18 protein-coding genes are annotated in these 20,687 nt (G+C 60.1%); 12 read left to right on the forward strand and 6 right to left on the reverse strand.

What is annotated here, in order from left to right; genetic code table 11:
• Positions 1–893: 893 nt before the first annotated feature.
• Positions 894–2,057 carry an outer membrane protein assembly factor BamC gene (gene bamC / locus DFP86_RS15155; RefSeq protein ID WP_133682751.1) on the reverse strand — a complete coding sequence of 388 codons (1,164 nt, stop codon included), beginning with the start codon at positions 2,055–2,057 and terminating at the stop codon, positions 894–896.
• A gap of 19 nt (positions 2,058–2,076) precedes the next feature.
• Positions 2,077–2,952, reverse strand: coding sequence for a 4-hydroxy-tetrahydrodipicolinate synthase (gene dapA / locus DFP86_RS15160; RefSeq protein WP_133682753.1), 876 nt, complete (start codon positions 2,950–2,952; stop codon positions 2,077–2,079).
• Positions 2,953–3,119: 167 nt separating this feature from the next.
• Between dapA and DFP86_RS15165 the strand changes: the two genes are divergently transcribed.
• Both DFP86_RS15165 and fabG read left to right on the forward strand, forming a co-directional pair.
• Positions 3,120–4,745 (forward strand): ABC-F family ATPase, encoded by a 1,626-nt coding sequence (locus DFP86_RS15165; protein WP_133682755.1) that lies wholly within the window; start codon positions 3,120–3,122, stop codon positions 4,743–4,745.
• 264 nt (positions 4,746–5,009) lie between these two features.
• A complete protein-coding gene (gene fabG / locus DFP86_RS15170; RefSeq protein ID WP_133682757.1) occupies positions 5,010–5,750 on the forward strand; it encodes a 3-oxoacyl-ACP reductase FabG in 741 nt (246 codons plus the stop codon).
• Between the two features lie 74 nt (positions 5,751–5,824).
• Here the strand turns inward: fabG and cysB are convergent, their stop codons facing one another.
• Positions 5,825–6,781 (reverse strand): HTH-type transcriptional regulator CysB, encoded by a 957-nt coding sequence (gene cysB / locus DFP86_RS15175; RefSeq protein WP_133682759.1) that lies wholly within the window; start codon positions 6,779–6,781, stop codon positions 5,825–5,827.
• Between the two features lie 116 nt (positions 6,782–6,897).
• Here cysB and DFP86_RS15180 point away from each other — a divergent pair, with 116 nt between their 5' ends.
• The 10 genes from DFP86_RS15180 (at position 6,898) to htpG (ending at position 18,546) form a co-directional block, all read left to right on the forward strand.
• Complete coding sequence (locus DFP86_RS15180) at positions 6,898–7,590, forward strand: phosphoadenylyl-sulfate reductase (RefSeq protein ID WP_133682762.1); 693 nt, start codon at positions 6,898–6,900, stop codon at positions 7,588–7,590.
• 3 nt (positions 7,591–7,593) lie between these two features.
• The gene (locus DFP86_RS15185; protein ID WP_133682764.1) at positions 7,594–9,246 is read left to right on the forward strand and encodes a nitrite/sulfite reductase; all 1,653 of its coding nucleotides are present in this window, start codon (positions 7,594–7,596) and stop codon (positions 9,244–9,246) included.
• Entirely contained in the window at positions 9,230–9,742 is a 513-nt protein-coding gene (locus DFP86_RS15190) for a DUF934 domain-containing protein (protein WP_133682766.1), read from the forward strand. The genes DFP86_RS15185 and DFP86_RS15190 overlap by 17 nt, the downstream gene beginning before the upstream one ends.
• Positions 9,743–9,984: 242 nt before the next feature.
• Positions 9,985–10,632 (forward strand): OmpA family protein, encoded by a 648-nt coding sequence (locus DFP86_RS15195; protein WP_133682768.1) that lies wholly within the window; start codon positions 9,985–9,987, stop codon positions 10,630–10,632.
• Between the two features lie 149 nt (positions 10,633–10,781).
• Positions 10,782–11,717 carry a bifunctional riboflavin kinase/FAD synthetase gene (locus DFP86_RS15200; protein WP_133682770.1) on the forward strand — a complete coding sequence of 312 codons (936 nt, stop codon included), beginning with the start codon at positions 10,782–10,784 and terminating at the stop codon, positions 11,715–11,717.
• Entirely contained in the window at positions 11,714–14,497 is a 2,784-nt protein-coding gene (gene ileS / locus DFP86_RS15205) for an isoleucine--tRNA ligase (RefSeq protein WP_133682771.1), read from the forward strand. Before DFP86_RS15200 ends, ileS begins: the two co-directional genes overlap by 4 nt.
• Positions 14,490–14,966 carry a signal peptidase II gene (gene lspA / locus DFP86_RS15210; RefSeq protein ID WP_208108355.1) on the forward strand — a complete coding sequence of 159 codons (477 nt, stop codon included), beginning with the start codon at positions 14,490–14,492 and terminating at the stop codon, positions 14,964–14,966. The genes ileS and lspA overlap by 8 nt, the downstream gene beginning before the upstream one ends.
• A complete protein-coding gene (gene ispH, locus DFP86_RS15215) occupies positions 14,963–15,901 on the forward strand; it encodes a 4-hydroxy-3-methylbut-2-enyl diphosphate reductase (RefSeq protein ID WP_133682775.1) in 939 nt (312 codons plus the stop codon). Before lspA ends, ispH begins: the two co-directional genes overlap by 4 nt.
• Before the next feature lie 153 nt (positions 15,902–16,054).
• On the forward strand, positions 16,055–16,510 hold the full coding sequence (locus DFP86_RS15220; RefSeq protein ID WP_166642292.1) for a GNAT family N-acetyltransferase: 456 nt from the start codon (positions 16,055–16,057) through the stop codon (positions 16,508–16,510).
• 128 nt (positions 16,511–16,638) lie between these two features.
• The gene (gene htpG / locus DFP86_RS15225) at positions 16,639–18,546 is read left to right on the forward strand and encodes a molecular chaperone HtpG (protein WP_133682779.1); all 1,908 of its coding nucleotides are present in this window, start codon (positions 16,639–16,641) and stop codon (positions 18,544–18,546) included.
• Positions 18,547–18,611: 65 nt separating this feature from the next.
• On the opposite strand, the gene DFP86_RS15230 is transcribed toward htpG, so the two are convergent.
• The 3 genes from DFP86_RS15230 to DFP86_RS15240 form a co-directional block, all read right to left on the reverse strand.
• On the reverse strand, positions 18,612–19,064 hold the full coding sequence (locus DFP86_RS15230) for a DUF4440 domain-containing protein (protein ID WP_133682781.1): 453 nt from the start codon (positions 19,062–19,064) through the stop codon (positions 18,612–18,614).
• 181 nt (positions 19,065–19,245) lie between these two features.
• Entirely contained in the window at positions 19,246–19,857 is a 612-nt protein-coding gene (locus DFP86_RS15235) for a glutathione S-transferase (RefSeq protein WP_133682783.1), read from the reverse strand.
• Positions 19,858–19,953: 96 nt separating this feature from the next.
• Complete coding sequence (locus tag DFP86_RS15240) at positions 19,954–20,646, reverse strand: SIMPL domain-containing protein (RefSeq protein ID WP_133682785.1); 693 nt, start codon at positions 20,644–20,646, stop codon at positions 19,954–19,956.
• Positions 20,647–20,687: the final 41 nt, after the last annotated feature.

Below are 20,687 nucleotides of genomic sequence, written 5' to 3' on the forward strand. Positions count from 1 at the left end.
GGCGCAGTATGTCCTGCGCTTGACGGCATTGTAAACCATTCGGCGCCGGATGCCGAACCGCGCGTTCTCCGGGTCTGAAGGACAGGGGGAGCCCTGGGCGTAATATCGAAAGCGATGAGAAAAATCTGGCCGCGTGCGCGAATTTCAGCTAATTAAAAGAAGTCGATCTACCCGGGTGTCGCTTGATGGCAACACTTGATCATGGGGCGGCGTGGAGGGGGCTCGGTATTGTCTATGGCGTTTTTCTGCCTGCATTGTCGGAAGTCGGCGGATTTCGTCTTGGCATTCCGATCGTTTTGTAGCACAATAACAACAAAATCTGTTCGTAATTGCGCATGTTGTCGGTTCGGAAACGGAACGAGGGAACTTTGGACCCCCGTTTTGACTGCAATGTTGCTTTGCAATAAGCTTTAGTCGCGTTCGTGGTATTTTTGGACGTAATGCACTCTATGCAGCATTTTTTTTCGTGCTACAATTTGCGCACTGAAGGATTTTCAGCCGTTCCCATCGTTTTAGATGGCTGCGATTAAACTGACGTCTTGTTCAACTTATCTTCAAAGGTAAAGAAAAAATGAAACAGTCGCTCCTCGTTGCTGCCCTGCTGGCTGTGGCTCTGACCGCTTGCGGTAAGAAAGACGAAGCTCCTGCTGCTGACGCATCCGCTCCGGTTGCCGCATCCGCTCCGGAAGCTTCCGCTCCGGCTGCTTCCGCTCCGGCTGCTTCCGCTCCGGAAGCTTCCGCTGCAGCTGCTTCCGCTGCCAAGTAAGCGGAAATCGAGCAGTAATAAAAAGCCGGCCTCGAGCCGGTTTTTTATTTACAGTTTGAGAGTGGTAAATAAAAAGCCCGCGAAGCAATTCGCGGGCTTTTTGTTTAGGGCGCCATGGCGCCAAACATTATTGCAGTTCGGCCTGTAGTTTTTGCAGCGCGGATTTGGCCGGCCCATTGGCCAGTACTTTACCTTGCTTGTCGGTGATCTTGATCGTCGTGATGCCCGCGGCGGTTTCCTTGACCACGACCTGCTGGCTGCCATCGTCCTTGGCCGAGGCCTGCTGCGAATCGCTGCTGCGCCAGAAGGCCATGCTGGACCAGAAGCCACCGCTACTGTTGTCCTGATTCTTCTGGTCGGGATCGACCTGAGCCGACTTGACGTAGTAGATGCCTTGCGAGCGATCGCGATCGACCACGTTCAGGCCGATGCGATCCAGCGCCAGGCCGACACGGCGCCAGGTGCGATCGAAACTGTCTCCGACGGTCAGCGTGCCGTCGACGATCGGGTTGGCTTGAGCCTGGGCCGGCACGGCGACCTGTTTGATGGCTTCCTTCGCCTGATCTTCCGACAATCCCAGCCGCATCATGAATCGGCCGAGCATTTCCGCTTCCAGCTCTGGGTCGACCGGACGTGGCTGCCAGATGGTCTGAGTCTTGTCCTTGTCCGCATAGACTTCATCCAGGCCGCGATGCGAGAAGTAGACTTCGGTCGCGCCGTTCGCGTCTTTTTCAAGGCGAATGCGGAACATGTCGCGTTGCGAGGTGGAATAGACGCCGCCAAGGCCGACTTTGTCCAATAGCGCGCGGACGCCGTCGTTGGGCAGCTTGGCCCGGTTTTCCGCCCAGTCGGTTTCCATCACGCCGATATCCGGTTCCTCGGTCTTGATGGTGAAGCCGCTATCCTGCCAGAACGCCTTAAGCAACGGCCAAAGCTGCGCCGGGGCCTTATTGTTCACCACCAGCCAGCGCTGGCTGCCGGCGCGCATCATCTTGACTTGGTCGACATTGACCACGACGCCGTCGCCATCGGCATTTGCCGCGGCGGCCTTCGCGGGGGCTGCCTGCTGCTTGGCCATCTGGCTGGCCGATGCGCTACCGGTGCCCGGGATGGCGTATTTGTCCTGGGCTTGCGGTGCGGTCAGATCCGGCGGGATTTCCAAGCCGACATCGCTCTTCTTGGCGGGAACGACGGATTCGAAATTGGCTTTCTGGCTAAGCGGTTCACTTGTGCTGCAACCTGCGATCAGGCCGGTTGCCAGCAGAATCGCGGCGGGCGCGGTTCGTTTCATGCGAGCTCCCATCTTGGGGTTAGATGACTTCAGCTTGTTTCATGGCGGCCTCGACTTGCTGCTGGCTGACTGCGGTCAGCGGCAGTAGCGGTAGTCTGATGCCGTTTTGTATCAGTCCCAGTCTGGTTAGCGCCCATTTGCTAGGCGCGGGGCTGGGTTCTATAAACAACCGGTGGTGCAAATCCTGGAGCATATCATTACAGCTTCGCGCCAGGGGAATATCTCCCGACAGCGCCGCGCGGCACAGGCGGCTCATCTGGGCCGGCGCCACGTTGGCGGTGACCGAGATCACACCATGGCCGCCGCACAACATATGGGCCAGGGCCGTGGCGTCGTCGCCGCTGTATAGGGCGAAATCTGCCGGCGCGCGGCGCACCAGGTCGCAATGACGCGCGATGTTGCCCGAGGCGTCCTTGAGGCCGACGATATTATCGATCTGCGCCAGACGCAGCACGGTGTCGTTCGCGATGTCGGCGACGGTACGGCCGGGAACGTTATAGAGCAGGATGGGCAAGGCGACCGATTCGGCCAGCGCACGGTAATGCTGGTACATGCCTTCCTGGTTGGGCTTGTTGTAGTAAGGCGCGACTGACAGCAGCATGTCGGCACCGACCGCCTGCATCTCGCGGGCGAGTTCGATGGCGTGTGCCGTCGAATTGGAGCCGGCGCCGGCGATCACCGGTACGCGGCCCGCGGCCTGTCGGACCACGGTTTCGACGACGGCGCGATGTTCTTCGGTTTTGAGTGTGGGGGATTCGCCGGTGGTGCCGACGGCAACGATACCAACCGTGCCATTTTCGATGTGAAACTCGACCAGGCGCGAGAGCGCCGTGAAATCGACCTGCCCATCCTCCTGCATTGGAGTGATCAGGGCGACCAGACTGCCAGTGAACATAAACCTGCCTATCAAGGTCTAGAAATGTTAGAGCCCGATTGTAGCGGAATTCCTGCTGGCGTCGAAGGACTCTTTCTGTTTCGCTATTTGTCCGGAATGGGGGGCAAATGTGATAGAATCCGACGTTTTTCCCGATACTTACGGCTAGCAGGCTGAAGGATCCAAGCGTGATTACCACACAGAACATTACCATGCAGTTTGGCGCGAAACCGCTTTTCGACAAGGTTTCGGTCAAATTCGGTGAAGGCAACCGTTACGGCCTGATCGGCGCGAACGGTAGCGGCAAGTCGACTTTTATGAAAATCCTCGGGGGCGACCTGGAGCAAACCGGCGGCGAAGTCGCGATCGAGACCGGCCTGCGCCTCGGTAAACTGCGCCAGGATCAGTTTGCCTATGAAGATCAGCGCGTGATCGACGTGGTCATGATGGGGCACACCGAGATGTGGGCTGCCATGAGCGAGCGCGATGCGATCTACGCCAACCTCGAGGCGACCGAGGCCGACTATATGCACGCGGCCGAACTGGAAGCGAAATTCGCCGAATACGGCGGCTATACCGCCGAGGCGCGCGCCGGCGAGCTGCTGATGGGCGTGGGTATTCCGGTCGAGCAGCATTTCGGCCCGATGAGCGAAGTGGCGCCGGGTTGGAAGCTGCGCGTACTGTTGGCCCAGGCACTGTTCGCCGACCCGGATATCCTGTTGCTCGACGAACCGACCAACAACCTGGACATCAATACCATCCGCTGGCTGGAGCATGTGCTCAACGAGCGCAATTCGACCATGATCATCATTTCGCACGACCGACACTTTCTGAATTCGGTCTGCACCCACATGGCCGACCTGGACTACAACACCATCCGCATCTATCCGGGCAACTACGACGATTACATGATCGCCTCGACCCAGGCGCGCGAACGTCAACTGTCGTCCAACGCCAAGGCCAAGGAACGTATCCAGGAACTGCAGGAATTCGTGGCGCGGTTCTCGGCCAACAAGTCCAAGGCCCGTCAGGCGACCTCGCGACTGAAACAGGTCGATAAGCTCAAGGCCGATATGGTCGAAGTCAAGCCGTCGTCGCGTCAGAGCCCGTTCCTGCGCTTCGAAGTGGAAGACAAGAAAAAGCTGCACCGTCAGGCGGTGGAGATTGCCGGACTGTGCAAATCGTTCGATAGGCCGTTGTTCCAGAATCTGGATCTGATTCTCGAAGCCGGTCAACGCTTGGCGATCATCGGCCCCAACGGCGCCGGTAAATCCACGCTGGTCAAACTGCTGGCCAGTGCCTACGACGGTTCGTACAGCGATGTGACGGCGGACGCCGGCAGCATCAAGTGGGCGGAAAAGGCTCAGATCGGCTATTACCCGCAAGATCATGAAAACGACTTCGATTCCGAGCGCACGCTGTCCGAGTGGATGCGCGACTGGGCCCAGGAAGGCGACGACGAGCAGGTGATTCGCGGTACGCTGGGCCGTCTGCTGTTCTCCGGCGACGATGTGGGCAAGGCGGTGCGCGTGCTGTCGGGCGGCGAAAAGGGCCGCATGCTGTACGGCAAACTGATCCTGACCAAGCCGAACGTGCTGATCATGGACGAACCGACCAACCACATGGACATGGAAACCATCGAAGCCCTGAACATGGCGTTGGAAAAGTACCGGGGCACGCTGATTTTCGTATCGCACGACCGTCAGTTCGTCGGTTCGCTGGCTACCCAGATCCTGGAACTGGACGGTAAGGGCGGCTATCAGCACTATATGGGCGAGTACGAGGACTACTTGTCGAGCCGAGGCCTGGAATAAGGCCTAGCCGCAAAGAGAGAATGGCCGCATGCGCGGCCATTTTTTTTTGTGCTGGGCAATGCAACATTTTATCCGTCGGACTCAGGCTTTACCGCTCGAAAGGGCTAGTCTATAGTCAGCTTACCGCTTTGTGCGGCGCAATATGCGCGCCGCACAAAGCCCGGGTAATATAGGCCGGTGCGGGCAATAACAACAATCGATGTACAGGGAGACAGGCAGGCATAGGCCAGTCTGTCGGAGAATTTAGCCACAGAAGGATGCATCATGAAATTACAAGGGAAGGTTTCGATCATCACCGGCGCGGCCAGCGGTATCGGTAAGGCCACTGCGGAGAAATTCGTCAAGGAAGGCTCGATCGTGGCGGTCTGCGATGTCAATATCGAAGCTGCGCAAGCCGTGGCCAACGAACTCTTGGCTGCAGGCGGCCAAGCAGCGGCCTACCGCGTCAATGTCACCGACAAGGCCGAGATCGCCAGCATGGTGGCCGACGTTAAACAGCGTTTCGGTCGCATCGATGTCCTGGTCAATAATGCCGGCATCGTGAAGGATGCGCAGCTGATCAAAATGACAGACGATCAGTTCGACGCGGTGATCGACATCAACCTCAAGGGCGTCTACAACTGCACCCGCGCCGTGGTCGACACCATGGTGGAGCAGGGCAGCGGCGTCATCCTCAATGCGTCCTCGGTCGTTGGCTTGTATGGCAATTTCGGCCAAACCAACTATGCCGCCACCAAGTTCGGCGTCATCGGCTTCGTCAAGACTTGGGCCAAGGAGCTGGGCAAGAAGGGGATTCGCGCCAACGCGGTTTGCCCGGGCTTCGTCGCCACACCGATTCTCTCCGCTATGCCGGAGAAGGTGATCCAGGCGATGGAGGAGCGCGTGCCGATGCGCCGTCTGGCGCAGCCGGAGGAAATCGCCAATGTCTACGCTTTCCTGGCCTCCGACGACGCGAGCTACATCAACGGCGCGGCCATCGAAGTCACCGGCGGCCTGACCCTGTAAGGCCTGCGGGCAAATGACGATATGAGAAAGCGCGGCAAATCTTGCCGCGCTTTTTGTATGCCCCTACCGGATCGTCAGGCTTCTTCGTCCAACTCTTCCTCGTGCACATTGGCCAACAGTGCGGTCTCTACCTCGCGCCGATGCAGATGCGGGGCGAACAGTTCGATGAAGGTGTAGGCGAAGCCGCGCAGATAGGCATCGCGGCGGATGCCGATCTTGGTGGTCGATGGCTCGAACAGGTGGCTGGCGTCGATGATGCGCAGGCCGGTATCGCGCGCAGGTTCGAAGGCCATGTTGGCGATGATGCCGATGCCAAGGCCCAGGCCGACATAAGTCTTGATCACGTCGGTATCGATAGCGGTCAGCACCACCGACGGGTTCAGCCCTTCGTTGGCGAAAGCCTTGTTGATCTTGGAGCGGCCGGTGAAGGCAAAATCGTAGGTGATGATCGGATAGCGGGCGATGTCCGCCAGCGTGATCGGGCGATCCAGCGCCAAGAGCGGATGGTCGACCGGCACGACCACGCCTCGGTTCCACTCGTAGCACGGTAGCATCGCCAGCTCCTTGAATAGTGCGATGCCTTCGGTTGCGATGGCAAGGTCGGCTTCGCCGCTGATGACCATATCGCAGATCTGCGTCGGGCTGCCTTGCTTGATGGATAAACGCACCGCTGGGTAGCGTTGCATGAACGCCGTGATGGTCGCGGGTAATGCATAACGCGCTTGGGTGTGCGTGGTGGCCACGGTCAGCGAGCCCTCGGCCTCGCGCGAAAACTCGTCGCCGACACGTTTCAGATTCTGGGCTTCCCGCAAGATCCGCTCGGAGATCTTCAGCACTTCCTTGCCCGGATCGGAGACGGCGACCACCCGCTTGCCATTGCGAATGAAAATCTGGATGCCGAGTTCGTCTTCCAGCAGGCGGATTTGTTTGCTGATGCCCGGTTGCGATGTGTGCAGCTTCTCGGCAGCTTCCGACACGTTCAGACCCTGTTTGGCCACTTCTACCAAGTAGCGTAACTGCTGCAGCTTCATGCGGGGGGCACCTTACTTGTTAAAACCAGGAGTAATTAAATACTAACACAATATTCTTTTAGGTTCGTAGGTCATTTGGGTAGCATGCATCAGTATATAAGGAGTGGAGAGTCCCCATGAGTTACGAGCAACGGCTGGCCGCCACGCGGATCCTGCTGCAAGAGATTCACGCCGAGTTCGGCGCCGTCGTGCTGGCCAACAGCCTGGGTGCCGAGGATATGGTGTTGACCGATCTGATCGCCCGCCAAGCGCTGCCGTTCGGGATTTTCTGTCTGGACACCGGGCGCCTGCCGGCTGAAACCTATGATCTACTCGACCGGTTGCCTACGCATTATCCCGGTTTGGCGTTCAAGGTGTATTACCCCGACGCCGGCGCTCTGGCGGATTGGGTCGGCGCCAATGGCGTCAATGCCTTTTATCGCAGCATCGAACTACGCAAAGCCTGCTGTCATCTGCGTAAGGTCGAACCGTTGGGCCGTGCGCTTGCCGGCCAACAGGCGTGGCTGACCGGCATGCGCCGGGCACAGTCCAGTACTCGCGGCGATCTGCCGTTACGCGCTTTCGACGACGACCACGGATTGATGAAGTTCAATCCGCTGGCCGAATGGCTGGAAGCCGATGTCTGGCAATATCTGCGTGAAAACCAGGTGCCGTACAACGCGTTGCACGATCGGCATTACCCTTCCATCGGCTGTGCGCCCTGTACGCGGGCAATTGCCGTTGGCGAAGATGTGCGCGCCGGCCGCTGGTGGTGGGAAAATCCGGAAACCAAGGAATGCGGCTTGCATGTGCGCATTCATCAAGGCTGAGCTATGTACCAATACAACGAAATCGACCAACGCATTGTCGATGAACGGGTGGCGCAGTTCCGCGATCAGACCGAACGCTTTCTGACCGGCGGTTTGAGCGAAGACGAGTTCCGCCCGTTACGGCTGATGAATGGGCTGTATATTCAACGCCATGCGCCGATGCTGCGCGTGGCGATTCCCTACGGCATGCTGGCGGCGCGCCAGTTGCGCAAGCTGGCCGAAATCGCCCGACGCTTCGACCGCGGCTATGGCCATTTCACCACCCGGCAGAACATGCAGTTCAACTGGGTTCAACTGCCTCAGGTGCCGGATATTCTGGCGGAATTGGCGACGGTGCAGATGCATGCCATCCAGACTTCCGGCAATTGCGTGCGTAACACCACCACCGATGCCTTTGCCGGGGTGGCGGCCGACGAGATCGTCGATCCGCGTCCTTGGTGCGAGATCATCCGTCAATGGAGTACGCTGCATCCCGAATTTGCCTTTTTGCCGCGTAAATTCAAGATCGCCGTTTCCGGCAGCATCGACGACCGTGCCGCCACCTTGGTGCACGATATTGGATTGACGGCCTGTCTGGGGGCGACCGGGGAGGTGGGGTTTCAGGTCGCCATCGGTGGCGGGCTTGGGCGTACACCGATTGTCGGCGACGTCATCAAACCCTTCCTGCCGGCCCGGCACTTGCTGACCTATCTCGATGCCGTGCTGCGCATCTATAACCGCTTCGGCCGTCGCGACAATAAATACAAGGCGCGTATCAAGATCCTGGTCAAGGCCATGACGCCGGAAGGCTTTGCCGCCAAGGTCGAGGACGAATGGTTGCATTTGCAGGACGGCCCGGCGACGTTGAGCGACGAGCATGTGCGCCATTATGCCGATTTCTTTACCGAGCCCGACTACCCTGCGCCCGATAGTGGCGATTTTGCGGCGCGCCGTGCCGACGACCTGGCGTTCGACCGTTGGGTCGAGCGCAATACCCGGCCGCAGCGCCAGACGGGTTTCCGCAGTGTGATCCTGTCGTTGAAGAAAACCGGCGTGCCGCCTGGCGATATCACCGCCGAACAAATGGAGGCGGTGGCGGATTGGGCCGAACGCTTCGCCTTCGGCGAGGTGCGCATCGCCCACGAGCAGAACCTCATCCTGCCCGACATCTCGGAACGTGATCTGCATACCCTGTGGCAACTGGCTCGCGCCCAAGGATTCGCCACACCGAACATCGGCCTGCTGACCGACATCATCTGCTGTCCGGGCGGCGACTTCTGCTCGTTGGCCAATGCCAAATCGATTCCGGTGGCAGAAGCCATTCAGCGCCGGTTCGACGATCTGGATTATTTGTACGACCTGGGATCGATCCAGCTCAACATGTCGGGCTGCATGAATGCCTGTGGTCATCACCATATCGGCAACATCGGCATCCTCGGCGTCGATAAGAACGGCGAGGAGTGGTACCAGATTCTGTTGGGCGGCAGCCAGGGGAACCAGGCTGCGATCGGCAAGGTGATCGGCCCATCGTTCGCCCGTGAATCGATCCCCGATGTCATTGAAAAAATCTTGCAGGTTTTCGTCGAGCGCCGCCTGCCGGACGAGGCCTTCCTCGAGGCCGTGCAGCGCCTCGGTGCCGAGCCCTTCAAGGAGCGCGTCTATGCAAAACATCATTGACCAGGCGGGCCTGAGAGACGACCGCTGGCAATTGCTGCGCGTCGAGCCCGGCGAGACGTTGCCCGAGATCGCCGAAGACCAAGACGTGATCGTGCCCGTAACGCATTGGCTGGCCGATCACGCGAGGCTCGGCGCCCGCCAGGGACGGACGGCGGTATGGCTGGCCGCCGATGGCGATCCGGCAGTTTTACAGTCCACGTTTAATCTGTTGCCGTTGATTGCTATTGACTTTCCCAGTTTTACCGATGGGCGAGGCTATAGCAGCGCCAGATTGTTGCGTGAACGATACAGCTATGCGGGTGAGCTGCGGGCCATCGGAGATGTCTGGCATGACCATTTGCAAGCCCTTTGGCTGGTGGGCTTCGATAGCTTCGAAATCAAATCTGGCAAGCCTTTGCCACAGGACATACAGGCCGCGCGCCCTTTCAGCGAGCACTACCAGGCTAGCTTCCGCCAGCCGTGGCCACTGTTTCGTAGATGCATCAATCACGGTTGATGTGTTGTAAATTTGTTACAATACTTGTGCGGTAGGTGGATACAAAGTAGGTTCTTTAGCAACAGCTTGGTTCCTTTTGCCTCAGCTGTGCTGTTGACATGGGGTAGCCTGATTCCTATAGTGCCGGTTAACTGCATAAACACAGCCGAGGGCAAGAATCTGTTGTTTGCAGCCAAGCTTTACCTTGTGGGCACTTGTACCTCACACATGGGCCTGTAATCAGATAAGAAAGAGGGAAAAACATGACTAAACAGCTGAAACTGAGTGCGCTGGTCGCTGCTCTGCTGGTTTCCGCAAGCGCCTTCGCGGTCAAGCCGGGCTACACCGTTGACCAGTCGACCGACGCCGTTACCCGCAACAGCTACAACGAATGCTGGCACACCACCTACTTCGACAAGGCTACCGAAGGCCTGGTCGAATGTGGCGACAAGGCTGCGGCAGCTCCGGTAGCCAGCGCTCCGGTCGCTCCGACCGTGATGCATGAAAAAGTGACCCTGTCCGCCAAGGTGCTGTTCGCCTTCGACAAGGCTGTCCTGCGTCCGGAAGCCAAGGATGTTCTGGATCCGCTGGTAGCCAAGCTGAAGGGTGCTGACCTGAAGGGTGTTGCCGTGAATGGTTACACCGACTTCCTGGGCTCGGAAAAGTACAACCTGACCCTGTCGCAGAAGCGTGCTGACGCCGTCAAGGATTACTTCGTCGCCGGCGGCGTGCCGTCCGACAAGGTTGTTGCCGTAGGCCAAGGTCCGGCTAACGCCACCATGACCGACGAGTGCTCGACCAAGTTCAAGTACAAGAAGGGCCGTCGTGCTTCTCCGGCTCTGAAGGCCTGCCTGGAAGCTGATCGTCGCGTCGAACTGATGATCGACACCGTTCAGACCACGACCAAGTAAACGGTTCCGCCGTTCACCGAACCGCCTGTCACATTAGTGGCCGGCGGTTTTTGTTTTTTTGTTGGGCCTCATGTTGCCGAGGCCGGCTGGACGCTCGCGAGCCAAGGCGGCTACAATCGGACGTTTAAGTATGCAACTAGAGCCCGCTCATGCAGGTATTTTTTGGAAATCCGCGCCGCTTCGCTTTGTCCCCCTGTGCATTGACCATCGGTAACTTCGACGGCGTGCATCGCGGCCATCAAAAAATGCTGCAGCGTTTGCGGAGCGAAGCGGATTCGAGGCAATTGCCCGCCGCGTTGTTAACGTTCGAGCCGCATCCGCGCGAATTTTTCGCCCGTGGGGAACCGACGGCCCGTCTCGCCACGCTACGCGATAAGCTGGTGTTTCTACGGCAGTCAGGCCTTGTCGATTATGTCTTCGTGTATCGCTTCAATCACGGCTTTTCGCGCATGCCGGCGCAGGATTTCGTGCAGCATGTGCTGGGCGACGCGCTGCAAGCGCGCTACTTATTGATCGGCGACGACTTCCAGTTCGGCGCCGATCGCCGCGGCGATTTCGCCATGCTCTCCCGAGCGGACGGGGTGGTGACCGAAGCGATGCCGCCGGTACTGGTGGAAGGGGAGCGGGCGTCCAGTTCGTTGGTGCGCAACCGCCTGGCCGCGGGCGACCTTCGGAGCGCCGCGACCTTGCTGGGTCGGCCATACCAACTGTCCGGCCGGGTGATCCACGGCAAAAAGTTGGGGCGAACCCTGGGTTTCCCCACCGCCAACGTCCACTTGCCGCACCGCAAGCCGGCGCTCGACGGCGTATTTGTGGTCGAGGTCGAGACCGAAGCGGGTTGTTTCGGCGGCATGGCGAGCTTGGGACGCAATCCGACGGTGAGTAGTACCCAGGACTATAAGTTGGAAGTGCACCTGTTTGATTTCGCCGGCGACCTGTACGGTCGCCGCATCGTGGTACGTTTTCTAAAAAAACTGCGCGACGAAGCGCGTTATGATGACCTTTCCGCACTGGTGGCCCAGATCGAACTCGACGCCATCAATGCCAAAACCTATTTGACCAGTTTGCAACGAGAGCAGGCATGAGCATCGACTACCGTAAGACCGTCAATCTACTCGACACCCCGTTCGCCATGCGCGGCGACCTCGCCCGCCGCGAGCCGGCCTGGGTCAAGCGCTGGCAAGAGCAGAAGCGCTATGAAAAGCTGCGGCAACTGACCGCCGGCCGACCGAAATTCATCCTGCATGACGGCCCGCCCTATGCCAACAACGACATTCACCTGGGGCACGCGGTCAACAAGGTGCTCAAGGATTTGATCATCCGTTCGAAAACCCTGGCCGGTTTCGACGCGCCGTATGTGCCTGGCTGGGACTGCCATGGCCTGCCGATCGAGCTGATGGTGGAAAAGCTGCACGGCAAGGCGATTCCCGCCGCCAAATTCCGCGAGCTATGCCGCGAATATGCCAAGGAACAGGTGGCGCGCCAAAAGAAGGGCTTTATCCGCCTGGGCATTCTCGGCGACTGGGACAACCCCTATTTGACGATGGACTTCAAGACCGAAGCCGACATCGTGCGCACGCTGGGCAAGATTCATGACAACGGCTTCCTCAACAAGGGCGAAAAGCCGGTGCACTGGTGCATCGAGTGCGGCTCGTCGCTTGCCGAGGCCGAAGTCGAGTACGAGGACAAGGTTTCGCCGGCGGTGGACGTCGGCTTCAAGGTGGTCGATACCGCGCGCCTGGCCGAGATCTTCGGCCTCGCGGCGCCCGTGCATGGCGCCATGGCGGTTATCTGGACCACCACCCCGTGGACGCTGCCGGCCAACCAGGCGGTGTCGGTCAACCCGGGCCTGACCTATCAATTGCTGGAGACGGCCAAGGGCGTGCTGATTTTGGCCAAGGAACTGGCGGAAGCGACGCTCGCGCGCTATGGCATCGAGGCCGGCCGCGTGCTGGGCGAAGCACAGGGCGCCGCACTCGATCTTTTGGCGCTCTCGCATCCGTTCTACGACCGCCAAGTGCCGATCATCTGCGGCAACCACGTCACGACCGAAGCAGGTACCGGCCTGGTGCACACTGCGCCGGCGCATGGTCTGGACGACTATCTGGTCGGGCAGGCGTACCAACTGGGTATCAACAACCCGGTGGCCGACGACGGCCGCTATAAGTCGAACACCGAACTGTTTGCCGGCTTGCTGGTATGGGATGCCAATCCCAAGATCATCGAAGTGTTGGTCGAGCGCGGGGCGCTGATCCACCAGACCAAGCTGTCGCACAGCTATCCGCATTGCTGGCGCCATAAGACGCCGATCATCTTCCGCGCCACGCCGCAATGGTTCATCAGCATGGATCGTGCCGGCCACGGCGGCGAGACGCTGCGCGCCATCAGCCAGCGCGCCGTCGACGCCACCGAGTTCTTCCCGTCCTGGGGACGTGCCCGCCTGGAGGCGATGATCAAGAACAGCCCGGACTGGTGCGTATCGCGCCAGCGTAACTGGGGCGTGCCGATGACCTTCTTCGTGCACAAGGAAAGCGGCGAGCTGCACCCGCGTTCGGCGCAGCTTCTGGAAGAAGTGGCGCTGCGCATCGAGCAGCAGGGCATCGAAGCCTGGTTCAGCCTGGAGGCCGGCGAGCTGTTGGGTGCGGAGGCCGAGCAGTACAAGAAACTGTCCGATACGCTGGACGTGTGGTTCGACTCCGGTTCGACCCACTTCGCCGTGCTCAAGCAGCGTGCGGAACTGGCCTGGCCGGCCGATCTCTATCTGGAAGGGTCCGATCAGCATCGCGGCTGGTTCCAGTCCTCGCTCAAGACCGGTTGCGCCACCATCGGCCGCGCGCCGTACAAGCAGTTGCTGACACACGGTTTCACCGTGGACGACAAGGGCTACAAGATGTCCAAGTCGCGCGGCAACGGCATTGCGCCTGAAGAGATTTGCGGCAGCCTGGGCGCCGATATCCTGCGACTGTGGATCGCCAGCGCCGATTATTCCGGCGATATGGCCCTGTCGCAAGAGATTCTCAAGCGCACCACGGAGAGCTATCGTCGACTGCGCAATACGCTGCGTTTCCTGCTGGCCAACCTGTCGGACTTCGATCCGATCGATCACGCCGTGCCGTTCGAGCGCATGTTGGAAATCGACCGCTATGCGCTTACGCAAGCCAAGGCGCTGCAGGAGAAAGTGGCCGGGGAGCATTACGCCCGTTATGCCTTCCACCACGCCATGCAGGAAATCGTCGTCTACTGCGCGGAGGATCTGGGCGCCTTCTATCTCGATATCCTCAAGGATCGTCTGTACACCACGAGCGCCAATTCGCCGGCGCGTCGTTCGGCTCAGACCGCGCTCTACCACATCACCCGTTCGCTGCTGTTGCTGCTGTCGCCGGTGCTGTGCTTTACCGCCGACGAGGCCTGGGAAGTGTTTACCGGCAGCGAGGAGGAGTCGACGCTGTTCCATACCTGGCACGAGTTCCCGCTGCCCGACGCCGAGGTCGAGGCCGAACTGTCGGCCAAGTGGCAAGCTATCCGTGCGCTGCGCGCCGAGGTGAATCGCGAGATCGAAGTGCTGCGTGCCGGCGAACAGCTGGGCTCTTCGCTGCAGGCCGAAGTCGATATCGAGGCCGACGCGGCGCTGTTCCCGTTGTTGGCAAGCTTGGGCGACGATCTGAAATACGTGCTGATCGTCTCGCGCGTCGGTATCGCCCAGGGCAATGCCACGCGCATCCGCGTCACGCCGTCGAGCCACGGTAAGTGCGAGCGCTGCTGGCATTACCGCGCCGACGTCGGTCGCCACGCCGCGCATCCGACCCTCTGCGACCGCTGCGTGGGCAGTCTGGACGGCCATGGCGAGGGGCGGCAGCATGCATGATGTCCGTCGTTGGCCGTGGTTCGGCATCGCGTTGCTGATTATCGTGTCCGACCAGTTGGCCAAGTTGTATTTCAACGGCACGTACCAGTATGGCGAAACCCGCGCGGTGATCCCTGGGCTGTTCAACTTCACCTTGATCTACAACCCCGGTGCCGCCTTCAGCTTTCTGGCCGATGCCGGCGGTTGGCAGAAGCATGTTTTCACCGTGCTGGCCTTCGCGGTATCGGGCTGGCTCGGCTGGAATATCCTGCGCGGGCACTTCTCTTGTCTGATGCGCTGGGCAGCCGCCCTGATCATGGGCGGTGCGCTCGGCAACGTGATCGATCGCATGGCCTATGGCCACGTCGTCGATTTCATTCAGGTCTACTACCATGACTGGTACTATCCGGCCTTCAATCTGGCCGATTCCGCCATTTGTATCGGCGCGGCACTGATGGTGCTCGACAGTCTGAGAAAGCCGAATCGATGAATAAGACCATCATGCTGGCCAACCCGCGCGGCTTCTGCGCCGGGGTCGATCGGGCCATCGCCATCGTCGAGCGCGCCATCGAACTGTACGGCGCGCCGATTTACGTGCGTCACGAAGTGGTGCACAACCGCTTCGTGGTCGAGCAACTGCGCGACAAGGGCGCTATCTTCATCGAGGATCTGGCCGACGTGCCGACGGGCTCGATCCTGATCTACTCCGCCCACGGTGTGCCGCAATCGGTGCGGCAGCAAGCCGAGGCGCGCGGTCTGCAGGTTTACGACGCCACCTGTCCGCTGGTGACCAAGGTGCATGTCGAGGTCAAGCGCATGCACAAGGCCGGCATGGAAATCATCATGATCGGCCATGCCGGGCACCCGGAAGTGGAGGGCACCATGGGCCAGGTGCCGGATCGCATGTACCTGGTGGAAAGCATCGCGGATGTCGAGCGTCTCGAGGTCGTGCATGCCGATGCGCTGGCCTTCGTGTCGCAGACCACCTTGTCGGTCGACGAAACGCGCGACATCATCGCCGCCTTGCAGGCGCGTTTCCCAGCGATTGCCAGTCCGAAAAAGGACGATATCTGCTACGCCACGCAAAACCGCCAGGATGCGGTCAAGACGCTGGCCGATGCTTGCGACCTGGTGATCGTGGTCGGTTCGCCCAACAGCTCCAACTCCAATCGTCTGCGCGAAGTCGCGGCGCTCAAAGGCGTGACGGCGTACATGGTCGACAATGCCACCCAGCTTGAGGCGTCCTGGTTCGACGGCCCGACACGCATCGGCGTCACGGCCGGCGCATCGGCGCCGGAGGTGCTAGTGCAGGCGGTCATCGAGCGCATCCGCCAACTGGGCGTGGGCGAGGTCACCGAACTGCCGGGCGTCGAGGAGCACACCACCTTCGCCTTGCCGCCGGGGTTGCGCGCGGAAAAAGCCTGAACGATCCATCTCCTGTGAGTGTTAAGCCCGGCTGTCATGCCGGGCTTTGTCGTCTATGTGTTGTCTATTTCATAAGCTGAAGGCATGATGGTGCCCCCATCACTTGTTGAACTCTTCTCCCGGCAACGGGTTCGGAGCAAGCGGAAGACTGTCATGCCTATGCACGCAACCCCTCTTCGGTTCGACCTCGATGCGCTCACCATCCGCCAGGCGTCGCCTTACGAATTCGCCTCGGTGGTGCGTCTCTACGACGAAGGCGGTTACGACGGGCGTTATCAGGCATCGGACTTCCTGTTGTTGGCGCTGTCGGGGCAGCAGGCCGTCGGCGTGGTGCGCTTGGTGCAGGATCAGGGCTACACGCTGCTGCGCGGGCTGTACATCGGCAAGGACTGGCGCGGTCGCGGCATCGGCCGCCGGCTGCTGGCCGCCGCGGCTGGCCATCTGACGACGCCGTGCTATTGTCTGGCGCAGAGTTCGCTGCTTGGCCTGTTCGCCGCCCAGGGGTTTATTCCTTGCGACGACAGTATCTCGCCGCCGTTCCTGTTGGAGCGCCGCCACCGTTACGGCTGGACCGGCAAGACCTACCACATCCTCTATCGGCCGGACTAAGCGCGCGAACGCACGCAAATTGGCGCGTAGCTACCCGAACGCGCCCTACCATGCCGTTGGCCGTCTATTGAAATCGGGCAAGGCGCCCCTATCTGCGCTTTATCGTTGATCAACCCCGATGAATCTCCATGAGCGCACATAAAGAGACCTTGGGCTTTCAGGCCGAAGTGAAGCAACTCCTGCAACTGATGATCCACTCCTTGTATTCCAATAAGGAGATTTTCCTGCGGGAACTCGTTTCCAATGCCTCGGATGCCGCCGATAAACTGCGTTTCGAGTCGATGAGTAACCCGGCGCTGCTGGACGAGGACGGCGAGCTCAAGATCCGTGTCAGCTTCGACTCGGCGGCACGCACGCTGACCGTGGCCGATAATGGCATCGGTATGAGCCGTGACGAGGTGATCGAACATATCGGCACCATCGCCAAGTCCGGCACGCGTAAATTCTTCGAGGCGCTGACCGGCGACGCTCAAAAGGACGCCAACCTAATCGGTCAGTTCGGTGTCGGTTTCTACTCCGCTTTTATCGTGGCCGACAAGGTGACGCTGACCACGCGCCGTGCCGGTGCCGCCGCCGAGAGCGGTGTGCGCTGGGAGTCGACCGGCCACGGCGAATACACGCTGGAAGCCGTCGATAAGCCGAATCGCGGTACCGAAGTGGTGCTGCATTTGAAAGAGGGCGAGGACGAGTTCCTCAACGACTGGCGTCTGCGCCACATCGTGCGCACCTATTCCGACCATATCTCGCTGCCGATCGAGATGAAGACCGTCGCAACCGCGGACGAAGAGGGCAAGGAAGCCGCCGAGACCGAGGAAACATTCGAAGCGGTCAACCAGGCCTCCGCACTGTGGGCGCGCGCCAAGAGCGAGATCAGCGACGAACAATACCGCGAGTTCTACAAGCATGTGGCGCACGACTTCAGCGATCCGCTGGCATGGAGCCACGCTCGCGTCGAAGGACGCCAGGAATACACCGAGTTGTTGTACATCCCATCGCGTGCCCCGTTCGATCTGTACGACCGCGAACGCAAGCAGGGCGTCAAACTGTATGTCCGCCGCGTGTTCATCATGGAAGATACGGAAAAGCTGATGCCGCATTACCTGCGCTTCGTGCGCGGGGTCATCGATGCCAGCGATCTGCCACTTAACGTATCGCGTGAAATCCTGCAGGAATCGAAGGATATCGACGCCATCCGCGCCGGTTGCATCAAAAAAGTGCTCGGTATGCTCGACGACCTGGCACAGAACGATGCCGACAAGTACGCCAGCTTCTGGCGCGAGTTTGGCCAAGTGCTGAAAGAAGGCGTGGGCGAAGACTTCGCCAACAAGGAGCGCATCGCCAAATTGCTGCGCTTCCACTCCACTGCCGGCGAGAGCGACGCCGCCGACGTTTCGTTGGCCGATTACGTCGGCCGCATGAAGGAAGGTCAGGAGAAGATCTACTTCATCACCGCGGAAACGCTGGCCGCGGCCAAGAATAGCCCGCACCTGGAAGTCTTCAAGAAGAAGGGTATCGAAGTCCTGCTGTTGGTCGACCGGGTCGACGAATGGGTCGGTAGCCATCTGCACGACTTCGAAGGCAAGGCGCTGCAGTCGGTCGCCAAGGGCGAACTCGATCTGGGCGCGCTGGAAGACGAAGCCGATAAAGTCGCGCAGCAACAAGCCGAAGAGGCTGCCAAACCGGTGATCGGCCGCATCGCCGCGGCACTAGGCGAGCGGGTCAAGGAAGTACGCGCTACCGCGCGGTTGACCGATAGCCCTGCTTGCTTGGTGGTGGGCGAGCACGATATGAGTGCGCATCTGGAGCGCCTGCTCAAGTCGGCGGGCCAGGATGTGCCCGACGTCAAACCGGTGCTCGAGATCAACCCGGAGCATGTCCTGGTGCAGCGGTTGTCGTCGGAGGCCGACGAGGCGCGCGCGGCCGACTTGGCCCAGGTGCTGTACGACCAGGCGTTGCTGGCCGAAGGGGGCAAGCTCGACGATCCGGCATCCTTCGTCAAACGCATCAACCGCTTGATGCTTGAACTGTCTGCTTGATCTTTCTCCCCGCCCAGCCGGTCATGAGACCGGTAGGGCGGGGATTCCTACCTATCCGGGGCGGGTTAACGCTTCTCCGGCATCAACGACGAATGGTGGCTGGTGATCAGCCACTGTTTGCCATCGTAGTCGTAGGTGAAGGTGTAGCGCGCGTGCGCGAGACTGCCGTCGCCGAAGCGGAACGTGTATAGGCCGCTATCCAGCGCCGAATTACAGCCAATGCTAACGACGCGCTGGTCGATCTGACCGACCGGCTTCTTGACCAGGAAATGCTCAAAATAGTCGATCTTTTCCGCCTGCGTCAGCCGGGGCTTGTTAGACAGCGTCGGGAGCAGGAGCGAGCCCTGTGCGTAGTTGGCGGCGACCTTTGCCGGGTCGCCGGTTTGCAGCGAGGCATTCCAGCGGTCGAATAAGCCGGCGATTTCGGCTTGTGTGGTCGGCTTGCAGTTGGTGTCGGCATACGCGAGCGCGTTGGTGCCGGCAAGCACCAACGACAGGCAGAACGATAGAACTTTCATGGCGATTTCTCCTTATTTTGATGCGAACGATCCGCATGAAGGCAATGCGGCCGTGAGATTCTAGTGTTCTGTTGATCGCGAATAGCTAGGAAGAGTCTTAACAGGTCGACATTTGTCGTTCGCGCGCCCCTTTCCCCTCGGACGAGAGGTGAGGGCACGCGTTTCGGTCACGCAAAACGTATCAAGCCGACGGCGGGCAGGTGTCGACGAAGGACGGGCGCGTTTCCAGCTTTTGCTGCAAGGCGAGCAGGTTGGGATAGGCATCCTTCCACTGAATATCGGGGAAGCGGAAGTCCAGGTAGGCCAGGCAGCAGCCTACGGCGATGTCCGCCAGGCTGTAACCGTCGCCGTGGCACCACGGTCGTTCGCCCAGGTCGTGCGATAGCGCCGCCAGGCCGCGATCGATCTTTCCGTGCTGACGATCGAGCCATTCCTGGCTTTGTTGGACTGCCGGACGTTTCTTCTCCAGGAAGATCGCCACCGCGGCATCGATGATGCCGTCGGCCAGCGCTTCCCAGCGCTTGGTCTGGATCAGTTGACGGTTGCCGTCCGGCAACAGCCGCTGAACCGGCGAAACGTTGTCTAGATATTCGACGATGACGCGCGAATCGAACAGTGTCATGCCGTCGTCGAGTTCGAGTACCGGCACCTTGCCCAACGGGTTGTAGTCGGGCACTTTGCTGTCGGCATTCCAGGGAATGTCGACCTCGATCGGGCAGTCGATTTTCTTTTCCGCCAGCACGATACGCACCTTGCGGGCATAGGGGCTGGTGAGCGAAGCGATCAGTTTCATAAGAGGTTCAAACCGGGTTGATGATTCATCCGACTTGCGGAGCGACGACTTACTTTAGCGCAAGCGTCGCCGCCCCGGAAGAGCCTGCAAACCGACTTACTTCAAATCCAGCTTACCGCTGACCTGCAATTGCAGCATGGTGGTGCCTGCCTGCCAGTCGGGTGCGGCGACGCTTTCGGTGCTGGCGATGCCGCGTTTGGCCATCATCGCCATCAGCGGACGCGGCCCGTTGCCGCCGTTGCCGATCGACAGCTCGCGCACGCTGACGCTTGTTTTACCTAGCGCGCCGGCTGCGATCTTGGCGGTCGCCTGCAACTGGGAAATGGCTTCCGGCAGCATCTGTTGTTCGACGGTTTTGCGCATCTGATCCGATACGCTGAAGTCTACATTGCCTAAAAGCATGCTCTGCTGCAACTTGGCGACCAGTTGGGCCCCCTGTACGAAATCACGGCTCCTCAAGTGGATTTCCGCCCGCCCCTGCCAGCCTTTGATCTGGTTGTTCTTGTCGTACAGCGGCCAGCTCGAATAGGCCCCGCTCGTCGCTTGAACCGCGCTGTAGCCGCGAGCCACGGCCATGGCGGCGGCGGACTTGCGGTTCAGGCTATCGGCCAGTGTGGCCGGCTGCGACTGGGTTTCCTGGACGTACAGGGTGGCATCCAACTGGTCGTTGGCGACTTCGCGCTGGCTGGAAGCGGTCAATTCGAGCTGCGTGGCGGCCTCTTCGGCCGTGGCGGGCAACGCTGCGGCCAGTAGCAGGGTGCCGCCGATCAGGGCGTGCATGGGTTTCATGGCATCTCGCTGTCAATAAGGGAACTCGTCTGGACAAAAAA

Source organism: Paludibacterium purpuratum (assembly GCF_004363805.1).
In the GTDB taxonomy this organism is placed as follows: domain Bacteria; phylum Pseudomonadota; class Gammaproteobacteria; order Burkholderiales; family Chromobacteriaceae; genus Paludibacterium; species Paludibacterium purpuratum.